Origin of the sequence: Streptomyces luteoverticillatus (assembly GCF_003970715.1) — a bacterium.
GTDB lineage: Bacteria > Actinomycetota > Actinomycetes > Streptomycetales > Streptomycetaceae > Streptomyces > Streptomyces abikoensis.
In genome coordinates, this window is the sequence record NZ_CP034587.1 from 3,461,776 (window position 1) to 3,476,143 (window position 14,368).

Here is a 14,368-nt window from a genome sequence, read left to right on the forward strand (position 1 = left end):
GGCGCGTCCGGCCGGATCGCGCGCCCCCGGAACGGGCCGGGTATCCGTGTTTTCGCCGTGCGGATACCCGGCCCTTTGCCATGACGCTATTCTCCGCCGTGAAACATGGGGGAAGGAGTGCCGGCATGGACGGCATCGAAGGTCTGTCGCCGGAGGATCCGCGCACACTCGGCTCGTACCGGCTGCTGGGCCGGCTGGGCGAGGGCGGGATGGGCCGGGTCTATCTCGCCCGTTCCGACCGGGGCCGCACGGTGGCGGTGAAGGTGGTCCGCCCGGAGCTGGCGGGCCAGGAGGAGTTCCGTCGCCGGTTCGCGCAGGAGGTGCGGTCGGCGCGGCGGGTCGGCGGCGAGTGGACCGCGCCGGTGCTCGACGCGGAGACCGAGGCGGCCGTGCCCTGGGTGGCCACCGGCTATATCGCCGGGCCCTCGCTGGGCCGGGTCGTCGACCGTGACTTCGGGCCGCTGCCGGAGCGGTCCGTCCGGATCCTCGGCGCGGGCCTCGCCCGGGCCCTCCAGTCGGTCCACGCCGCCGGGATCGTCCACCGCGACCTGAAGCCGTCCAATGTGCTGATCACCCTGGACGGGCCGCGCGTCATCGACTTCGGCATCGCCCGGGCCCTGGAGACCGTCACCGGCGCCGGGCTCACCCGGACCGGCGCGACCGTCGGCTCGCCCGGCTTCATGGCGCCCGAGCAGGTGCGCGGCGACGCGGTCACGCCGGCGAGCGACGTCTTCTGCCTCGGCTCGGTCCTGGCGTACGCGGCCGGCGGCCGGATGCCCTTCGGGGCGGTCGACAGCGCGGTGCACGCCGTGATGTTCCGGATCGTCCACGAGGAGCCGGACCTCGCCGAGGTGCCGGACGGGCTGCGGCCGCTGATCGAGGCGTGCCTCGCCAAGGCGCCCGGCGACCGGCCGACGCCCGCGGAGGTCCTGGCCCGCACCGGGGTCCAGGACATGCTGGAGGACCTGCGGTCCACCGAGCCCTGGCTGCCCGGTGGCCTGGTCGCCCAGCTGGGCCGGCACGCGATCAGCCTCCTGGAGGTCGAGGAGCCGGTGCGTCCGGGCCATCCGCCCACGGTCGCCGACCCCATACCCCCGGCGGCCGAGCCGCCCACCCGGGTCGGGCCGCCGCCGGGCACGGACCCACCCACCGTCACCGGGCCCGTCGGCGCGCACCACCAGCCGCTGCCGCCGTACGCGCATGGGACGCCGGGGACGCCGCCGGGCTCGTACAACGGCCCCTACCACCACCCCCCGACCGTGCACGTCGGGCCCGCCGCGCCGTCGTCGCATTCGAAGACGCCCTACCTCGTGGCCCTGGTCGTGGCCGCCGGGCTGCTGGCGGGCGGCGGGATGGTCTACCTGCTCAACCGGGACACCGGGACCGCGAACGCGGGTCCCAGCGCATCGGCCTCCGGACAGCCGGCGCCCGGTCCCGCGACGTCCGACTCGCCCTCCGAGCGGACCACTCCCCCGCCGCCGAAGCCCACGCCGCCCGGCGTCGACCCGACCACCCAGGACCCCACCCGGGCCGCGGCTCCCACGGGCTACTTCGGCACCTGGCAGACCACCTTCGACAGCGGCGCGGGCCCCAACTACCGGACGATCACCGTCTCGGAGGCGGGCGACGTCACCATCCAGGGCAGCGGCACCCTCGCCGACGGCACGTCCTACACCTGCGGGTGGCACGCGACGAGGACCGGGGGCGGCGGCGGCTCCATGCGCCTGGGGCCGTCGTCCGTCACCCAGGCGAACCCCGCGTCCGCCTGCCAGCCCGGCTCCCCGTCCGACCTGACCCTGCTCCCGGACGGACGGATGCGGCGCTCGTTCACGGACTCCGGCACGAAGGACGCTTCGCTGGTCTACAGCCGGACGGGGTGAGGGGCGGCGCGCGCGGCCCCGCGCCGGCGCGGGGCCGTGACCCTCTGGGTCACATCGACGCCGTCGGACCAGGAGTCGGCCCGCCGGGCAGCGCTTTCCTCCACGGCGGCACGAGAAAAACCTCGACGAAGTACGACTCGAGAGCCTCGGTGATCATCGCTCTTGCCTCGGCATGGTCGCTGCCCCAGCTCGTCGTACCCGTGACCGGCTCCAGAGCGTTGTAACCGCCTTCGTCCGGCGTGTAGAGGATGCGAAACCTGGCGCGATATTCGGGCATTGCCGGGGGCGTCAGCGGACGTAGTTCTTCAAGGGCTCCGTGTCGAGAGCGATGTCCACCGGGTCGGGGAGAGTGACTTGTTCCCCGAAGGGGGCGCGGTGGATGTCGAGGTATCCGCGTTCCGGGTCGGGGTTGGTGTGTACCGCCACGACACCGGCGTCGAGGCGTAGGGCTCGGCCCCGCGCCGTAGCGCGGGGCGGGGCGGGGCGGGCAGGACGCCTACGGCTGGTGCGTTCCCCCGCTGCCCGGGGCGTCCTTCCGGCAGTCCGGCGTGCGGTCGGGGGACGTCGTCACGGGCGCGCCGTCGAGGGCGCGGCAGAGCTGCGCGTGCAGGTGTTCCGCCTCGGCGGCGGAGAGCCGGAGGGCGAGATCGGCGTGGAAGCTGCCGTGGTGTTCCAGCCACAGGGGCACGACGATGCCGCCGTCCGCCTCACGGCGGACGGGCTTGCCGGGGACCCGGCTGACCCGCAGCCCGTGGCGCGGCGGGAGCGGCGGAAGTGGGGGCAGCGGCACGGGGTTCGGGGTAATCATCATGCGGCCACCGCCCGGGGAGCGAGCGCGGCGGGGGTGCCGATGCGGTGGCCGTGGATGGCCCAGGGCCCCACGTCGATGCCGTCGAGCGCGAGCGCGAGCGCGGTACGGCGCCGGCGCTGCTCATGGGTGAGGCGGTGGGGGCGGAAGAAGGGGGTGAGGTCGGCGCGGGCGGCACACCGGTCCGGCGTTCCGGGCAGCGGCGGCGGTGTGAGGGCGCGGACGAGGAGGCGGAGGCCGGATGTGGTGCGGACGTGCCGCGCGGCGGGGCGGGTTCCGGTGCCGGTGCGGCAGGAGTCGCACGGCGACGGGGACGCGGCAGCGCGACGGCGCGCTCCCGTGGCCGGGAACAACAGGATGAGGAGGTGGGTGAGTGTCCGTTGCAGGACGAGCCCGATACGGTAGGGCATGCTGACGCTCCTAGACGGCGTTGGCCGGCCCCGGGGTGCCGCGAACACCGCCGGGGCACTTCGGCAGCTTGCTCAACTCAGCGCTGAGCCACGGTGATACGACGGTAGCCACGCCACGCTCCCGCATACAACGCGTAATGCGCAGACCATCCGAACGAGCGATCGCCGGTCGGAGGAATTGACCGTTCAGTCAGACAGGGCGATCTCGCCCACCAGCCCGCCAGCTCTGACGCGGGCCAGGAACGCACGCAGCTCATGGCGCGCAACCTTGAGGACCGCACTCGGGTCGTCACTCTCGCGCAACAGCGCGCACCCGCCATTCAGGGCCAGTTCCACGCAGTCTCCGTCAGGCTGCTCCGAGAACGAAGACTTGCGCCACTGTATGTTCACTGGTCTCACGCCTCTACAACTGCTGCGCCACCTCGTGGATGAGGTCCCGTGAGCGGCTCAGGCTGAGGGCGCGTTGCTCCATACGGTCCAGCACCGCACGGTAGTTCGCAAGGTGGGTTTCCGCATGCAGAAAGCGCGACCCCACGGGAGTGTCCGTCTGCACTGTGTCCAGCTGCGCAACCGGCCCGTGTACGTACCGCGTTGAGCTCGCCGCAGCAGGAAACCCCCCAATGGCGAACGGCAGGACGTGGACCACCACGTTCTCCCGCTCAGTCTGCTCCAGCAGGTGGTGCAGCTGAGCCCGGGCCACCCGGCGACTGCCGAACCGGATGCGCAGGGCCGCTTCGTGAATGATGAACGTGCACCAGGGCGGCTGCGCCCTGTCGAGCACACCGCTGCGTCTGAGCCGAAAGTCGAGCTTGCGCTCGAAGTCGTCACGGGTCAGGGGCGGGACGGTTTCCTGGAACACAGCCCGCGCATAGTCCTCGTGTTGGAGAAGGCCGGGCATGTGCGTGATCTGCGCCGAGCGGATCGCGACGGCATGGTGTTCGAGCTCGGCAAGGTCCAGAAGCGTTACGGGGACCAGGCCGCGGTACTTGTCCCACCAGCCCATGCCCGTGAAGCGTCGTTCCTTCGCCATCTCGACGAGCGCATCGATGTACGCGCTGTCCCGGCACGCGTAGTTGGCAGCCCACAAGCGCACACGGTCAGTGCTCACACCGAACCGCCCGGACTCGACATTGCTGACGGTGGTCCGGTCGGTGCCGTGCAGCGCGGCGGCCTCGGTCAGAGACAGCCCGGCGCGCTCGCGCATCTTGCTCAGTTCGGTACCCAACCGCCGCTGCCGCTCGGTCGGGGGCTTCCTGACCGACATCGCGCTCCCCTCGCACCACAGTGTGGACCGCGCACACTGTGGCACAAACGACGGCGCCCCGGCGGTCGTCGACCACCGGGGCGCCGTCACGCTGTCGCGTGCCGCCTACGACAGGAACGAGTTGATCTCGATCGTCTCGTCGCGGCCCGGGCCGACGCCGATCGCGGAGATCGGCGCGCCCGACATCTCCTCCAGCGCCTTGACGTACGCCTGGGCGTTCTTCGGCAGGTCGGAGAACGTCTTGGCCTTGGAGATGTCCTCGGTCCAGCCCGGCAGCATCTCGTAGATCGGCTTCGCGTGGTGGAAGTCGCTCTGGCTGTAGGGCAGCTCCTCGACGCGCTTGCCGTCGATCTCGTACGCGACGCAGACCGGGATCTGCTCCCAGCCGGTCAGCACGTCGAGCTTGGTGAGGAAGAAGTCCGTCAGGCCGTTGACGCGGGTGGCGTAGCGGGCGATGACCGCGTCGAACCAGCCGCAGCGACGGTCACGGCCGGTGGTGACACCGCGCTCGCCGCCGATCGTGCGCAGCGCCTCGCCGTCCTTGTCGAACAGCTCGGTCGGGAACGGGCCGGCGCCGACACGCGTGGTGTACGCCTTCAGGATGCCGATCACGCGGTTGATCTTCGTCGGGCCCACGCCCGCGCCGGTGCAGGCGCCACCCGAGGTCGGGTTCGAGGAGGTGACGAAGGGGTACGTGCCGTGATCGACGTCGAGCAGCGTGCCCTGGCCGCCCTCGAAGAGGACGACCTTGCCCTCGTCGATGGCGTTGTTCAGGATCAGCGTGGTGTCGGCGACGAACGGCTTGATCTGGTCGGCGTAGGCCAGCAGCCCGTCGACGATCTCCGCCGAGCCGATGGCGCGACGGTTGTAGAGCTTCGCCAGGAGCTGGTTCTTCAGCTCCAGGGCCGCCTCGACCTTCTGGGTCAGGATCGACTCGTCGTAGAGGTCCTGAACCCGGATGCCCACGCGGTTGATCTTGTCGGCGTAGGTCGGGCCGATGCCCCGGCCGGTGGTGCCGATCTTGCGCTTGCCGAGGAAGCGCTCGCCCACCTTGTCGAGGGTGACGTTGTAGGGCGTGATCAGGTGAGCGTTACCGCTGATCAGCAGCTTGGACGTGTCGACGCCACGCTCGTTCAGCCCGCTCAGCTCGGAGAGCAGGACCGCCGGGTCGACGACGACACCGTTGCCGATGACCGGGGTGCACCCCGGCGAGAGGATTCCGGAAGGGAGAAGGTGCAGCGCGTATTTCTGGTCACCCACGACGACCGTGTGGCCGGCGTTGTTGCCACCTTGGTAGCGCACCACATAGTCGACGGATCCACCGAGCAGGTCGGTGGCCTTTCCCTTGCCCTCGTCACCCCACTGAGCACCGAGCAGCACAAGTGCGGGCACAGGCGTACACCCCTTCCGGGCGGGGCATGTCCAACGTGCACAGGTGGCCTCCCGCCCGAGTGATACGGGCGTTCACCACCGCTAGAGCCGTCGAACCGGTGCCCCGGATAGACGAAGCCCCTGGCGCAACAGCGACAGGGGCTCTTGCACCGAGAGATTACCTGAGGAAGGACGAAGGTGTCGGCTCCAGACCCGAGCGGAGCGCAGCTGCTCGTCGTCATCGACCCGGTCGCCAGGCGCGTGGACGGCGAGTCCACGCGGATCGCGAGGGATGTGCTGTGCGCCGGAGCGGTGGCCAAAATCTGTCTCCCGGGCGGTCCGGAGGAGGTGGCGCGCGCGGTCGCCCGGCGCGGGCGGCGGCGGATCGTCGTGATCGGCGACGACCGGGCCCTGCTGCGTGTCGTGGGCCTGCTGCACCGCCGCCGCGAGCTGGCCGACGCGCCGCTGGCGTGGGTGCCCGTGGGGGCGCTCCCGGCGGTGTCGGTGGCCCGGGTGCTCGGCGTCCCCCTGGGGACCGTCGCGGCCGCCAGGGCGGTGCTGGACGGCGCGGAGCGCCGCCTGGGGCTGCTGGCCGACGAGAGCGACGGCGTGGTGCTGGGCGGCCTGTGGGCGCCTGCGGGGGCGGTACGGCGGGCTCCGGGGCCGCCCCGGGGGCCCGCGTCGCCGCAGGCCCCCGCAGCGGTGCCGGCGCCCGGTGGCGGGCCTGAGGGCGGTTCCGGGGGCCCCGGTGGGCCCGGCGGCCACCAGGCGTGGTGGACGCCGGCCGCGCGGACCGCCCGTACGGCTCTGACGCTGCTGTCCGGGCCGTCGGGGCGGCATCCGCTGCCGTCGGCGACGCGGCTGCGGGTGGAGGCGGACGGGGAGCTGCTGGCCGATCTCGACCGGCCGGTCGCGCGGGTCGCGGTGACGGCGGCGGGCGGCCTGGCCGAGGTCGTCGTCCACACGGGCGGCCCGGCGGACGCCCCCCTCCGGGTCCTGGCCCGCACGGTCACCGTCTCCGGCCCGGACTTCCGCTACCGCGCCGACCACCGCGTCCGCGGCCCGGTACGGACGCGAACGTGGACGGCGGTCGGCGACGCGTGGGGGCTGACGCTGCCGCGCGAGTAACGCGGCGGGGTCACCCCCCGGGCCGGACCAGGCCCGCCTCGTACGCGAAGACCGCCGCCTGCGTCCGGTCCCGCAGCCCGAGCTTGACCAGGATGCGGCTGACGTGGGTCTTCACCGTCGACTCCGCCACCACCAGATGTGCCGCGATCTCCGCGTTGGAGCGCCCCTGGGCGACCAGCACCAGCACCTCCGTCTCCCGCTCCGTGAGGTCGCCGACGCGCTCCGGCGTGGGCGTCCTGGGGGTGCCCAGGCGGGAGAACTCCTGGATCAGCCGCTTGGTGACCGTGGGCGCCAGCAGCGCCTCGCCGTCGGCGACGACGCGCACGCCGTCCGCGAGCTGGCGGGCGGAGGCGTCCTTGAGCAGGAAGCCGCTCGCCCCGGAGCGCAGCGCCTGGTAGACGTACTCGTCCAGGTCGAACGTGGTGAGCACGAGCACCTTCGCGCCCGCGTCGGCGGCGACGATCTCGCGGGTCGCCTCCAGGCCGTTCATGCCGGGCATGCGGATGTCCATGAGCACCACGTCCGGCCGCAGCTCGGCGACCTTGCGGAGGGCGTCGAGGCCGTCCACGGCCTCGCCGACCACCTCGATGTCGGGCTGGGCGCCCAGAAGGACGGAGAAGCCCTCGCGGACCATCATCTGGTCATCGACGATCAGCACGCGAATGGTCATGCGGCCGCCTCGCCCGGTGCGACGGGAAGGAAGGCGACGACCTCGTAGCCGCCGTCCTCCGTGGGCTCCGCCGTCATCTCGCCGCCGAGCATCGCGACGCGCTCGCGCATGCCGAGCACGCCGTGGCCGGCGCCCGGGGAGGGCTTGGCGAGACGGTCGGGGCGGCCGTTGACGATCCGCAGGCCGAGCCCGCCGAGGACGTAGGAGAGCTCGACGCGCGCCGTGGCGCCGGGCGCGTGGCGCAGAACGTTGCTGAGCGCCTCCTGGACGATCCGGTACGCGGACAGTTCCACGCCCTGCGGCAGCGGCCGGACCGAGCCGGTCGTGATCCGCTCGGCGGTGAGCCCGGCGGATCGGACGTTGGCCAGCAGCGCGTCGAGATCGTCGAGGGTGGGCTGCGGGGCCTCGGGCGCGGCGAAGGCGTCCGGGTTCTCGGACCGTACGACGCCGAGGACGCGGCGCAGCTCGGTGAGGGCGGCCACGGCGTTCTCCCGGATGGTGGCGAAGGCGGCGGCCAGCTCGGGCGGGGTGTCCTGGACGCGGTAGGGCGCGGCCTCGGCCTGGATGGCGACCACGGACATGTGGTGGGCGACGACGTCGTGGAGCTCGCGGGCGATGGTGGTGCGCTCCTCCAGCACGGTGCGGCGCGACCGTTCGACCTGGGTGACGGCGACCTGCTCGGCGACCTGCTGCTTGGACTCGCGCATGGCGCGCACGGCGGCGGTCACGAAGAGCACCACGCCGAAGACCATGGACATCTCGAAGACGTCGTTGTGCAGGCCGGTGCCGTGGGCGACGGACACGAACGCCTGGAAGGCCACCGTGATCAGCCACATCTCGGCGGCCAGCCGGGGGCGGGTGCGGAGGGTGACGAGCACCATGACGGCGAGGTGGGAGACGAAGCCGCCGGGGGTCCACAGCCCGCCGCCGAAGATCACGGCGGTGACGAAGACCGCGCCGATCGACAGCCACCAGGCGCCGACGGGCCGCAGCAGCGTGGTCACCAGCGGGACGGCCACGAACAGCGTGAGGACCAGGCCGGACATGCTCGGCCGCTCGGCGAGGGTGCCCATCGCGACCAGCGCCGTGAAGGCGGTGACCAGCGCGTGCGGCAGCCAGCGCGTGTAGCGGCCCAGGCCCCACGGGGCGTGGCGGACCAGCGCGTTTCCGTCGCCGAGCGGCGGCAGCGGCCGGAAGGCGAAGGCGTCGGTGAACAGGTCCTTGCGTATCTCTTCGGTCGCGCTCTCGAGAATGCGCATCTCACCGCGTAGGCCGTTCGTCTCATGCGTCTTGGTCACACATCAACCGTAGGCAACGCGAGCGGACGCGTCGTCCGCTTACCAGCGGATCTCCAGGGGTCCGTCTCAAGTACTACGCGAGGACGTCCCCCAGCACCCGCGCCGCCCGTTCCACCTCCCCGAACGTCGTGTACAGCGGGGTGAAGCCGAAGCGCAGCAGGTCCGGGGGGCGGTGGTCGCCGACGACGCCGCGCCGGACGAGCTCCGCCGCCATTCGCGCGGCGGTCTCGGCCCGGGCGACCTTCAGGGCCACCTGGCTCCCCCGTTCCGCGTGGGCGGCCGGCGTGACGGACGTGGCCCGGCCGGCCGGTACGTACGCCTCCGCGCAGCGGAGGAAGAAGTCGGTGAGGGCGAGGCTCTTGGCCCGCACGGCGGCCAGATCGACGTCCTCCCACACGTCCAGCGCCGCCTCCAGCGCCAGCAGGGAGAGGATGTCCGGCGTGCCGACGCGACCGCGCGGCGCGCCGCCGGCCGGGGTGTGGTCGGGGGCCATGCCGAAGGGGTCGGCGTGGGAGTTCCAGCCGGGCAGCGGGGAGTCGAAGCGGGGCTGGAGGTCGCGCCGGACGTAGAGGAAGGCGGGCGCGCCGGGGCCGCCGTTGAGGTACTTGTACGTGCAGCCGACGGCGAGGTCCACGCCGTGGGCGTCCAGGCCGACGGTCAGCGCGCCCGCGCTGTGGCACAGGTCCCAGACGATCCGCGCCCCGGTGGCGTGCACGGCGGCCGTGAGGGCGGGCAGGTCGTGGAGGCGGCCGGTGCGGTAGTCGACGTGGTTGACGACGGCGACGGCGGTGCGGGGGCCGGCCGCGGCGGCGAGGTCGCCGACGGGGACGGTCCGGATCCGGCAGCCGGTCAGCCGGGCGGCGGAGGCGGCGATGTAGCCGTCCGTGGGGAAGGTCGCCGCGTCGACGAGGATCTCGTCCCGGGCCCGGCCCCCCGTTCCCCACCCCATGCGGACGGCCGCGACGACGGCCTTGAAGACGTTGACGCTGGTGGAGTCGCCCACGACGGTCTGGCCGGGCGCGGCCCCGACGAGCCGTCCGATCCGGTCGCCGACCCGCTCGGGCGCGGTCCACCAGCCGGACTCGCTCCACGACCGGACGCGCAGCCGCCCCCACTCGCGCCCGACGACGTCGGCCAGGCGGGCGGGGACGGCGCGCGGGAGGGCGCCGAGGGAGTTGCCGTCGAGGTAGACGGTGTCGTCGTCGAGGACGAACTCCGCGCGCTTGGCGCGCAGCGCGTCGGCGGCGTCGAGGGCGGCGGCCTCGGCGCGTAATCCTCCGGTGCCCCCGGGGTCAGACACGGCTGCGCGCCGTCCACAGTTCGGGGAAGACGTGCTTCCCCGCGCGCTTCTCCAGCCAGGCGACGCCGGCCGAGCCGCCCGAGCCCACCTTGGCGCCCATGGCGCGTCTCGTGGCGACGAGATGGTCGTTGCGCCAGCGCCACACCAGCTCCGCGACCTCCGTGAGGGCCTCGCCGAGCCGGCACTCCTCCGCGTTCTCGTCGCCCGCGTAGACGCGGTGCCAGACGTCCTCGACGGCCGGGTCGCCCGCGTAGCGCGTGGTGAGGTCGCGGTCGAGGACGGCGGCGGGTATCGCGTGGCCGCGCCGGGCCAGCCAGGCCAGCGCCTCGTCGTAGAGGCCGGGCGCGTGGAGGGCCTTCTCCAGCTCCGCGTGGACGCGCGGCGCGCCCCGGTAGGGGACGAGCATCGCGGGGGACTTCTCGCCGAGCAGGAACTCCAGGCGGCGGTAGGTCGCCGACTGGAAGCCGGACGCCTCGCCCAAGGCGGCGCGGTAGGAGTTGAACTGCGCGGGCGTCAGGTGGCCGAGCGGCTCCCAGGAGGAGTTGAGCGCCGCCAGCTCGTACGTGGACCGCTTGAGCGCGGCCAGCGCGACGGGCAGTTCGTCCTCGCGCAGGGCGCGCGCGGCGGTCTCCCACTCATGGACGACGACCGTGAACCACAGCTCCATGACCTGGGTGGTCACGAGGAAGACCATCTCGCCGGGGTCGTCCGAGAGCGGCTTCTGAAGGTTCGTGAGGACCTCGGCGCGGACGTAGTCCTCGTACGGGGTCGTGCCCTCGAACTCGAGGGTGGGGGCCATGGGGGCATGCGTCATCGCGGACTCTCCTCGCAGAGTGCTCCCGGGTAGCGGTCCGCCCCTTCCCGTCGGCATCGGAGCCCCGGTCCCCTGTTCGCATCTTGCGTCGCGGACACCGCTCACGGCAAGGGCCGTGAGCGGTGTCCGGTCAGTTCGCGACGAGCGCGCCGGGGACGTCAGCCCAGGGTGTCGGCGGCCAGCGGGGAGCTGTCGCGCAGGAACGTGCTGCAGCGCTCGTACTCCTCCTGCTCGCCGATCGCCTGCGCGGCGCGGGCGAGGGCGTGGAGGGCGCGCAGGAAGCCGCGGTTGGGCTCGTGCTCGAAGGGCACCGGGCCGTGGCCCTTCCAGCCGCTGCGGCGCAGCGCGTCGAGGCCGCGGTGGTAGCCGGTGCGGGCGTAGGCGTAGGACTCGACGGTCCGGCCGGCCTCGAACGCGTCGTCGGCGAGCTGCGCCCAGGCCAGCGAGGACGCCGGGTACTTGGCGGCGACCTCGGCGGGGGCCGCGCCGGAGGCGAGGAGCTCGCGCGGCTCGGGGTCGTCGGGCAGGTGGGTCGGGGGCGGTCCCCCGAGGAGGTTCTGGTGAATGGACATGCGGCCCAGTCTGCCGCAGCCGCGCGCGGTGCCGGAGCCTCGTACGGGCCTATGGGCCTGCGGGCCTGCGCCTACCTGCCTACGGGCACTTACCCGCGTCGCCCGGGTCCAGGGGCGGTGCGGAGACCCCGCAGTGGAAGGCGCACTCGGGGTGGCAGGACGCGGGCTTCGGCTCGCGGATCGTCCACCAGGCCAGTCCGGCGCCGACGACCAGCGCTCCGGCGCAGTAGACCATGGCCAGGTCGAACGCGCCGGAGAAGGCCGCCGGGTCCCGGTAGGCGTCCGGTCCCATGCCCGCCGCCAGGGGCAGCGCGGCCACGGCGATCAGTCCGGCGGCGCGGGCGGCGGCGTTGTTGATGCCGCTGGCCAGCCCGGCCCGGGCCACGTCGACGGAGGCCAGGACGGTGGCGGTGAGCGGCGCGACCAGCGTGACCATGCCCAGGCCCAGGACGACGAGCGGGGGCAGCACGTCCCGCCAGTAGGAGGCGCCACGCCCGACGCGCGTCATCAGCAGCATGCCGACCGCGCACAGCAGCGGCCCGACCGTGAGCGGGACGCGCGGCCCCACGCGCTGGGCGATCCGGCCGGAGCGGGAGGACAGCAGCAGCATCAGCACGGTCGTGGGCAGCAGGGCCGTGCCGGCCACCAGGGCGGACCATCCCACGACGACCTGGAGCTGGAGGACGGAGAGGAAGAAGAAGCCGCTGAAGGCCGCGTAGACGAAGAACGTGACGACGTTGACGGCCGAGAACAGCCGGACGCGGAAGATCCCGAGCGGCAGCATCGGATCGGACCGCCGTCGCTCGGTCCGGATGAAGGCCACGCCCAGCAGGACGCCCGCGACCGCGGGGACGATCACCCAGGCCGAGAGGCCCTTGTCGGGCGCGGCGATCAGCGCGTACGTCACGGCGGCGAGGGTGAGCGCGCCCAGCGCGGCGCCGGCGGCGTCGAAGCGGCCGCGGGCCGTGGGATCCCGGGTCTCGGGGACGTGCCGCCGGGCGACGAGGACGCACAGCGCGGCGGGCGGGAGGTTGATCAGGAACACCCAGCGCCAGCCGGGCCCGTCCACGAGCCAGCCGCCGACGAACGGCCCGACGGCCGCGGCGACCCCGCCCAGCCCCGACCAGGCGCCCACGGCGGCCGCCCGGTCGTCGGGGTGGAAGACGGACTGGAGCAGCGCGAGCGAGCCCGGGGTGAGCAGCGCGCCGCCGACGCCCTGGAGGGCCCGGGCGGCGATGAGCACCCCGGCGTCGGGCGCGATGCCGCACAGCAGCGAGGCCAGGGCGAACCACACCACGCCGATCACGAACACCCGGCGGCGGCCGTAGCGGTCGCCCAGGGAGCCGCCGAGGAGGATCAGCCCGGCGAGGGTGAGCATGTAGGCGTTGACGGTCCACTGGAGGGCGGCGAGGTCGGCGCCCAGGTCCCGGCCGATGTGGGGCAGCGCGACGTTGACGACGGTGCTGTCGAGCAGCGCCATGCCCGAGCCGAGGACGGTCGTCAGCACGACCCACCGTCCGGTGGGGGTGCCGAGGCGTACGGCGGCGGTGCCGGGCGGGCCGGCGCCGGGGCCGGTCTCCGGCTCCTCCGGCTGGGGGGACACCCGCCGGGGGTCCCGCGCGGAGTCGCTCATGCCCGGATCATCTCTCGCCCGGGCCGAGTCGGCCATACGGGGAAGGGCCCGGCCCGGTCCGTACGAACCGTGCCGGGCCCCTGGAGCCCGTGGTGGGCCCGTGGTGGGCCCGTTGGCGGGTTACTTCAGCTTGGTGCCGGTGGCACGCAGGTCGGCGCAGGCCTTGGTGACGCGCGCGGCCATGCTCGCCTCGGCGAGCTTGCCCCAGGTGCGCGGGTCGTAGGTCTTCTTGTCGCCGACCTCGCCGTCGACCTTCAGGACGCCGTCGTAGTTCTGGAACATGTGGGCCGCCACCGGGCGGGTGAAGGCGTACTGGGTGTCGGTGTCGAGGTTCATCTTCACGACGCCGTTCTCCAGCGCGGTGCGGATCTCCTCCTCGGTGGAGCCGGAGCCGCCGTGGAAGACGAAGTCGAACGGGTCGGCCTTGCCGTGCTTGGCGGCGATGCCGTCCTGGAGCTCGCGGAGGAGCTCGGGGCGGAGGACGACGTTGCCCGGCTTGTAGACACCGTGGACGTTGCCGAAGGAGGCGGCCAGCAGGTAGCGGCCCTTCTCGCCCAGGCCCAGGGCCTCGGCGGTGCGCTCCACGTCCGCGACGGTGGTGTAGAGGTCGTCGTTGATCTCGTGGGAGACGCCGTCCTCCTCGCCACCGGTCGGGGTGATCTCGACCTCGAGGATGATCTTCGCCTTCACGGCCTCGGCGAGGAGCTCCTTGGCGATGGCCAGGTTCTCGTCGAGCTTCTCGGCGGAGCCGTCCCACATGTGGGACTGGAAGAGCGGGTTCTGACCGGCGGCGACGCGCTCCTGGGAGATCGCGAGCAGCGGGCGGACATAGCCGTCCAGCTTGTCCTTCGGGCAGTGGTCGGTGTGCAGCGCGATGTTCACCGGGTACTTCTTGGCGACGACGTGCGCGAACTCGGCCAGGGCGACGGCGCCCGAGACCATGTCCTTGCTGTACTGGCCGCCCAGGAATTCAGCGCCACCGGTGGAGATCTGGATGATGCCGTCGCTCTCCGCCTCGGCGAAGCCGCGCAGAGCGGCGTGCAGAGTCTGCGTCGAGGTCACATTGATGGCCGGGTAGGCGAACTTGCCTGCCTTCGCCCGGTCGAGCATCTCGTTGTAGACCTCGGGGGTTGCGATGGGCATCTGTCCGCTCCTTGTGATGTGCGGGTACGGGCGTTCTACGGGCCCTGACCTAGGGGGCGACGGTCATCGTCGGACCC

The 14,368-nt window shown here is 73.0% G+C and carries 16 protein-coding genes; 2 read left to right on the forward strand and 14 right to left on the reverse strand.

The window, feature by feature from the left end:
• Positions 1 to 134 precede the first annotated feature (134 nt).
• Positions 135 to 1,880, forward strand: a complete 1,746-nt coding sequence (locus tag EKH77_RS15185; RefSeq protein ID WP_126918080.1) for a serine/threonine-protein kinase — start codon at positions 135 to 137, stop codon at positions 1,878 to 1,880.
• 49 nt (positions 1,881 to 1,929) lie between these two features.
• Here the strand turns inward: EKH77_RS15185 and EKH77_RS15190 are convergent, their stop codons facing one another.
• The 7 genes from EKH77_RS15190 to EKH77_RS15220 form a co-directional block, all read right to left on the reverse strand.
• Positions 1,930 to 2,157: a type II toxin-antitoxin system HicB family antitoxin gene (locus tag EKH77_RS15190; RefSeq protein ID WP_126914900.1), complete on the reverse strand. Its 228-nt coding sequence runs from the start codon at positions 2,155 to 2,157 to the stop codon at positions 1,930 to 1,932.
• 11 nt (positions 2,158 to 2,168) lie between these two features.
• A complete protein-coding gene (locus tag EKH77_RS15195; RefSeq protein ID WP_206279853.1) occupies positions 2,169 to 2,306 on the reverse strand; it encodes a hypothetical protein in 138 nt (45 codons plus the stop codon).
• 70 nt (positions 2,307 to 2,376) lie between these two features.
• The gene (locus tag EKH77_RS15200) at positions 2,377 to 2,691 is read right to left on the reverse strand and encodes a hypothetical protein (RefSeq protein WP_126914901.1); all 315 of its coding nucleotides are present in this window, start codon (positions 2,689 to 2,691) and stop codon (positions 2,377 to 2,379) included.
• The gene (locus EKH77_RS33790) at positions 2,688 to 3,098 is read right to left on the reverse strand and encodes a hypothetical protein (protein ID WP_240667363.1); all 411 of its coding nucleotides are present in this window, start codon (positions 3,096 to 3,098) and stop codon (positions 2,688 to 2,690) included. The genes EKH77_RS15200 and EKH77_RS33790 overlap by 4 nt, the downstream gene beginning before the upstream one ends.
• A gap of 186 nt (positions 3,099 to 3,284) precedes the next feature.
• Entirely contained in the window at positions 3,285 to 3,497 is a 213-nt protein-coding gene (locus tag EKH77_RS15210) for a DUF397 domain-containing protein (protein WP_346429058.1), read from the reverse strand.
• Between the two features lie 4 nt (positions 3,498 to 3,501).
• The gene (locus EKH77_RS15215) at positions 3,502 to 4,362 is read right to left on the reverse strand and encodes a helix-turn-helix domain-containing protein (RefSeq protein WP_126914903.1); all 861 of its coding nucleotides are present in this window, start codon (positions 4,360 to 4,362) and stop codon (positions 3,502 to 3,504) included.
• Positions 4,363 to 4,467: 105 nt separating this feature from the next.
• On the reverse strand, positions 4,468 to 5,754 hold the full coding sequence (locus EKH77_RS15220) for an adenylosuccinate synthase (RefSeq protein ID WP_126914904.1): 1,287 nt from the start codon (positions 5,752 to 5,754) through the stop codon (positions 4,468 to 4,470).
• Between the two features lie 177 nt (positions 5,755 to 5,931).
• On the opposite strand from EKH77_RS15220, the gene EKH77_RS33015 reads away from it, so the two are divergent.
• Complete coding sequence (locus EKH77_RS33015; RefSeq protein ID WP_164737799.1) at positions 5,932 to 6,861, forward strand: diacylglycerol kinase; 930 nt, start codon at positions 5,932 to 5,934, stop codon at positions 6,859 to 6,861.
• A 10-nt stretch (positions 6,862 to 6,871) separates the two neighbouring features.
• On the opposite strand, the gene EKH77_RS15230 is transcribed toward EKH77_RS33015, so the two are convergent.
• The 7 genes from EKH77_RS15230 to fbaA form a co-directional block, all read right to left on the reverse strand.
• Positions 6,872 to 7,531: a response regulator gene (locus EKH77_RS15230; protein ID WP_126914905.1), complete on the reverse strand. Its 660-nt coding sequence runs from the start codon at positions 7,529 to 7,531 to the stop codon at positions 6,872 to 6,874.
• Positions 7,528 to 8,790: a sensor histidine kinase gene (locus tag EKH77_RS15235; protein WP_126918082.1), complete on the reverse strand. Its 1,263-nt coding sequence runs from the start codon at positions 8,788 to 8,790 to the stop codon at positions 7,528 to 7,530. Before EKH77_RS15235 ends, EKH77_RS15230 begins: the two co-directional genes overlap by 4 nt.
• Positions 8,791 to 8,902: 112 nt before the next feature.
• Entirely contained in the window at positions 8,903 to 10,129 is a 1,227-nt protein-coding gene (kynU, locus tag EKH77_RS15240; RefSeq protein ID WP_126914906.1) for a kynureninase, read from the reverse strand.
• Positions 10,122 to 10,943: a tryptophan 2,3-dioxygenase family protein gene (locus EKH77_RS15245; protein ID WP_126914907.1), complete on the reverse strand. Its 822-nt coding sequence runs from the start codon at positions 10,941 to 10,943 to the stop codon at positions 10,122 to 10,124. The genes kynU and EKH77_RS15245 overlap by 8 nt, the downstream gene beginning before the upstream one ends.
• 158 nt (positions 10,944 to 11,101) lie before the next feature.
• Positions 11,102 to 11,515, reverse strand: coding sequence for a DUF3151 domain-containing protein (locus EKH77_RS15250; protein ID WP_126914908.1), 414 nt, complete (start codon positions 11,513 to 11,515; stop codon positions 11,102 to 11,104).
• A gap of 79 nt (positions 11,516 to 11,594) precedes the next feature.
• Positions 11,595 to 13,148 (reverse strand): MFS transporter, encoded by a 1,554-nt coding sequence (locus EKH77_RS15255; RefSeq protein ID WP_126914909.1) that lies wholly within the window; start codon positions 13,146 to 13,148, stop codon positions 11,595 to 11,597.
• Between the two features lie 120 nt (positions 13,149 to 13,268).
• Positions 13,269 to 14,291, reverse strand: a complete 1,023-nt coding sequence (fbaA, locus tag EKH77_RS15260) for a class II fructose-bisphosphate aldolase (RefSeq protein WP_126914910.1) — start codon at positions 14,289 to 14,291, stop codon at positions 13,269 to 13,271.
• Positions 14,292 to 14,368 lie beyond the last annotated feature (77 nt).

Coding starts and splice junctions, on each gene's coding strand:
- EKH77_RS15190 (WP_126914900.1), bottom strand. CDS start 2,157: ATGCCCGAATATCGCGCCAGGTTTCGCATCCTCTACACGCCGGACGAA.
- EKH77_RS15200 (WP_126914901.1), bottom strand. CDS start 2,691: ATGATGATTACCCCGAACCCCGTGCCGCTGCCCCCACTTCCGCCGCTC.
- EKH77_RS33790 (WP_240667363.1), bottom strand. CDS start 3,098: ATGCCCTACCGTATCGGGCTCGTCCTGCAACGGACACTCACCCACCTC.
- EKH77_RS15215 (WP_126914903.1), bottom strand. CDS start 4,362: ATGTCGGTCAGGAAGCCCCCGACCGAGCGGCAGCGGCGGTTGGGTACC.
- EKH77_RS15230 (WP_126914905.1), bottom strand. CDS start 7,531: ATGACCATTCGCGTGCTGATCGTCGATGACCAGATGATGGTCCGCGAG.
- EKH77_RS15235 (WP_126918082.1), bottom strand. CDS start 8,790: ATGCGCATTCTCGAGAGCGCGACCGAAGAGATACGCAAGGACCTGTTC.
- EKH77_RS15245 (WP_126914907.1), bottom strand. CDS start 10,943: ATGACGCATGCCCCCATGGCCCCCACCCTCGAGTTCGAGGGCACGACC.
- EKH77_RS15250 (WP_126914908.1), bottom strand. CDS start 11,515: ATGTCCATTCACCAGAACCTCCTCGGGGGACCGCCCCCGACCCACCTG.
- EKH77_RS15255 (WP_126914909.1), bottom strand. CDS start 13,148: ATGAGCGACTCCGCGCGGGACCCCCGGCGGGTGTCCCCCCAGCCGGAG.
- fbaA (WP_126914910.1), bottom strand. CDS start 14,291: ATGCCCATCGCAACCCCCGAGGTCTACAACGAGATGCTCGACCGGGCG.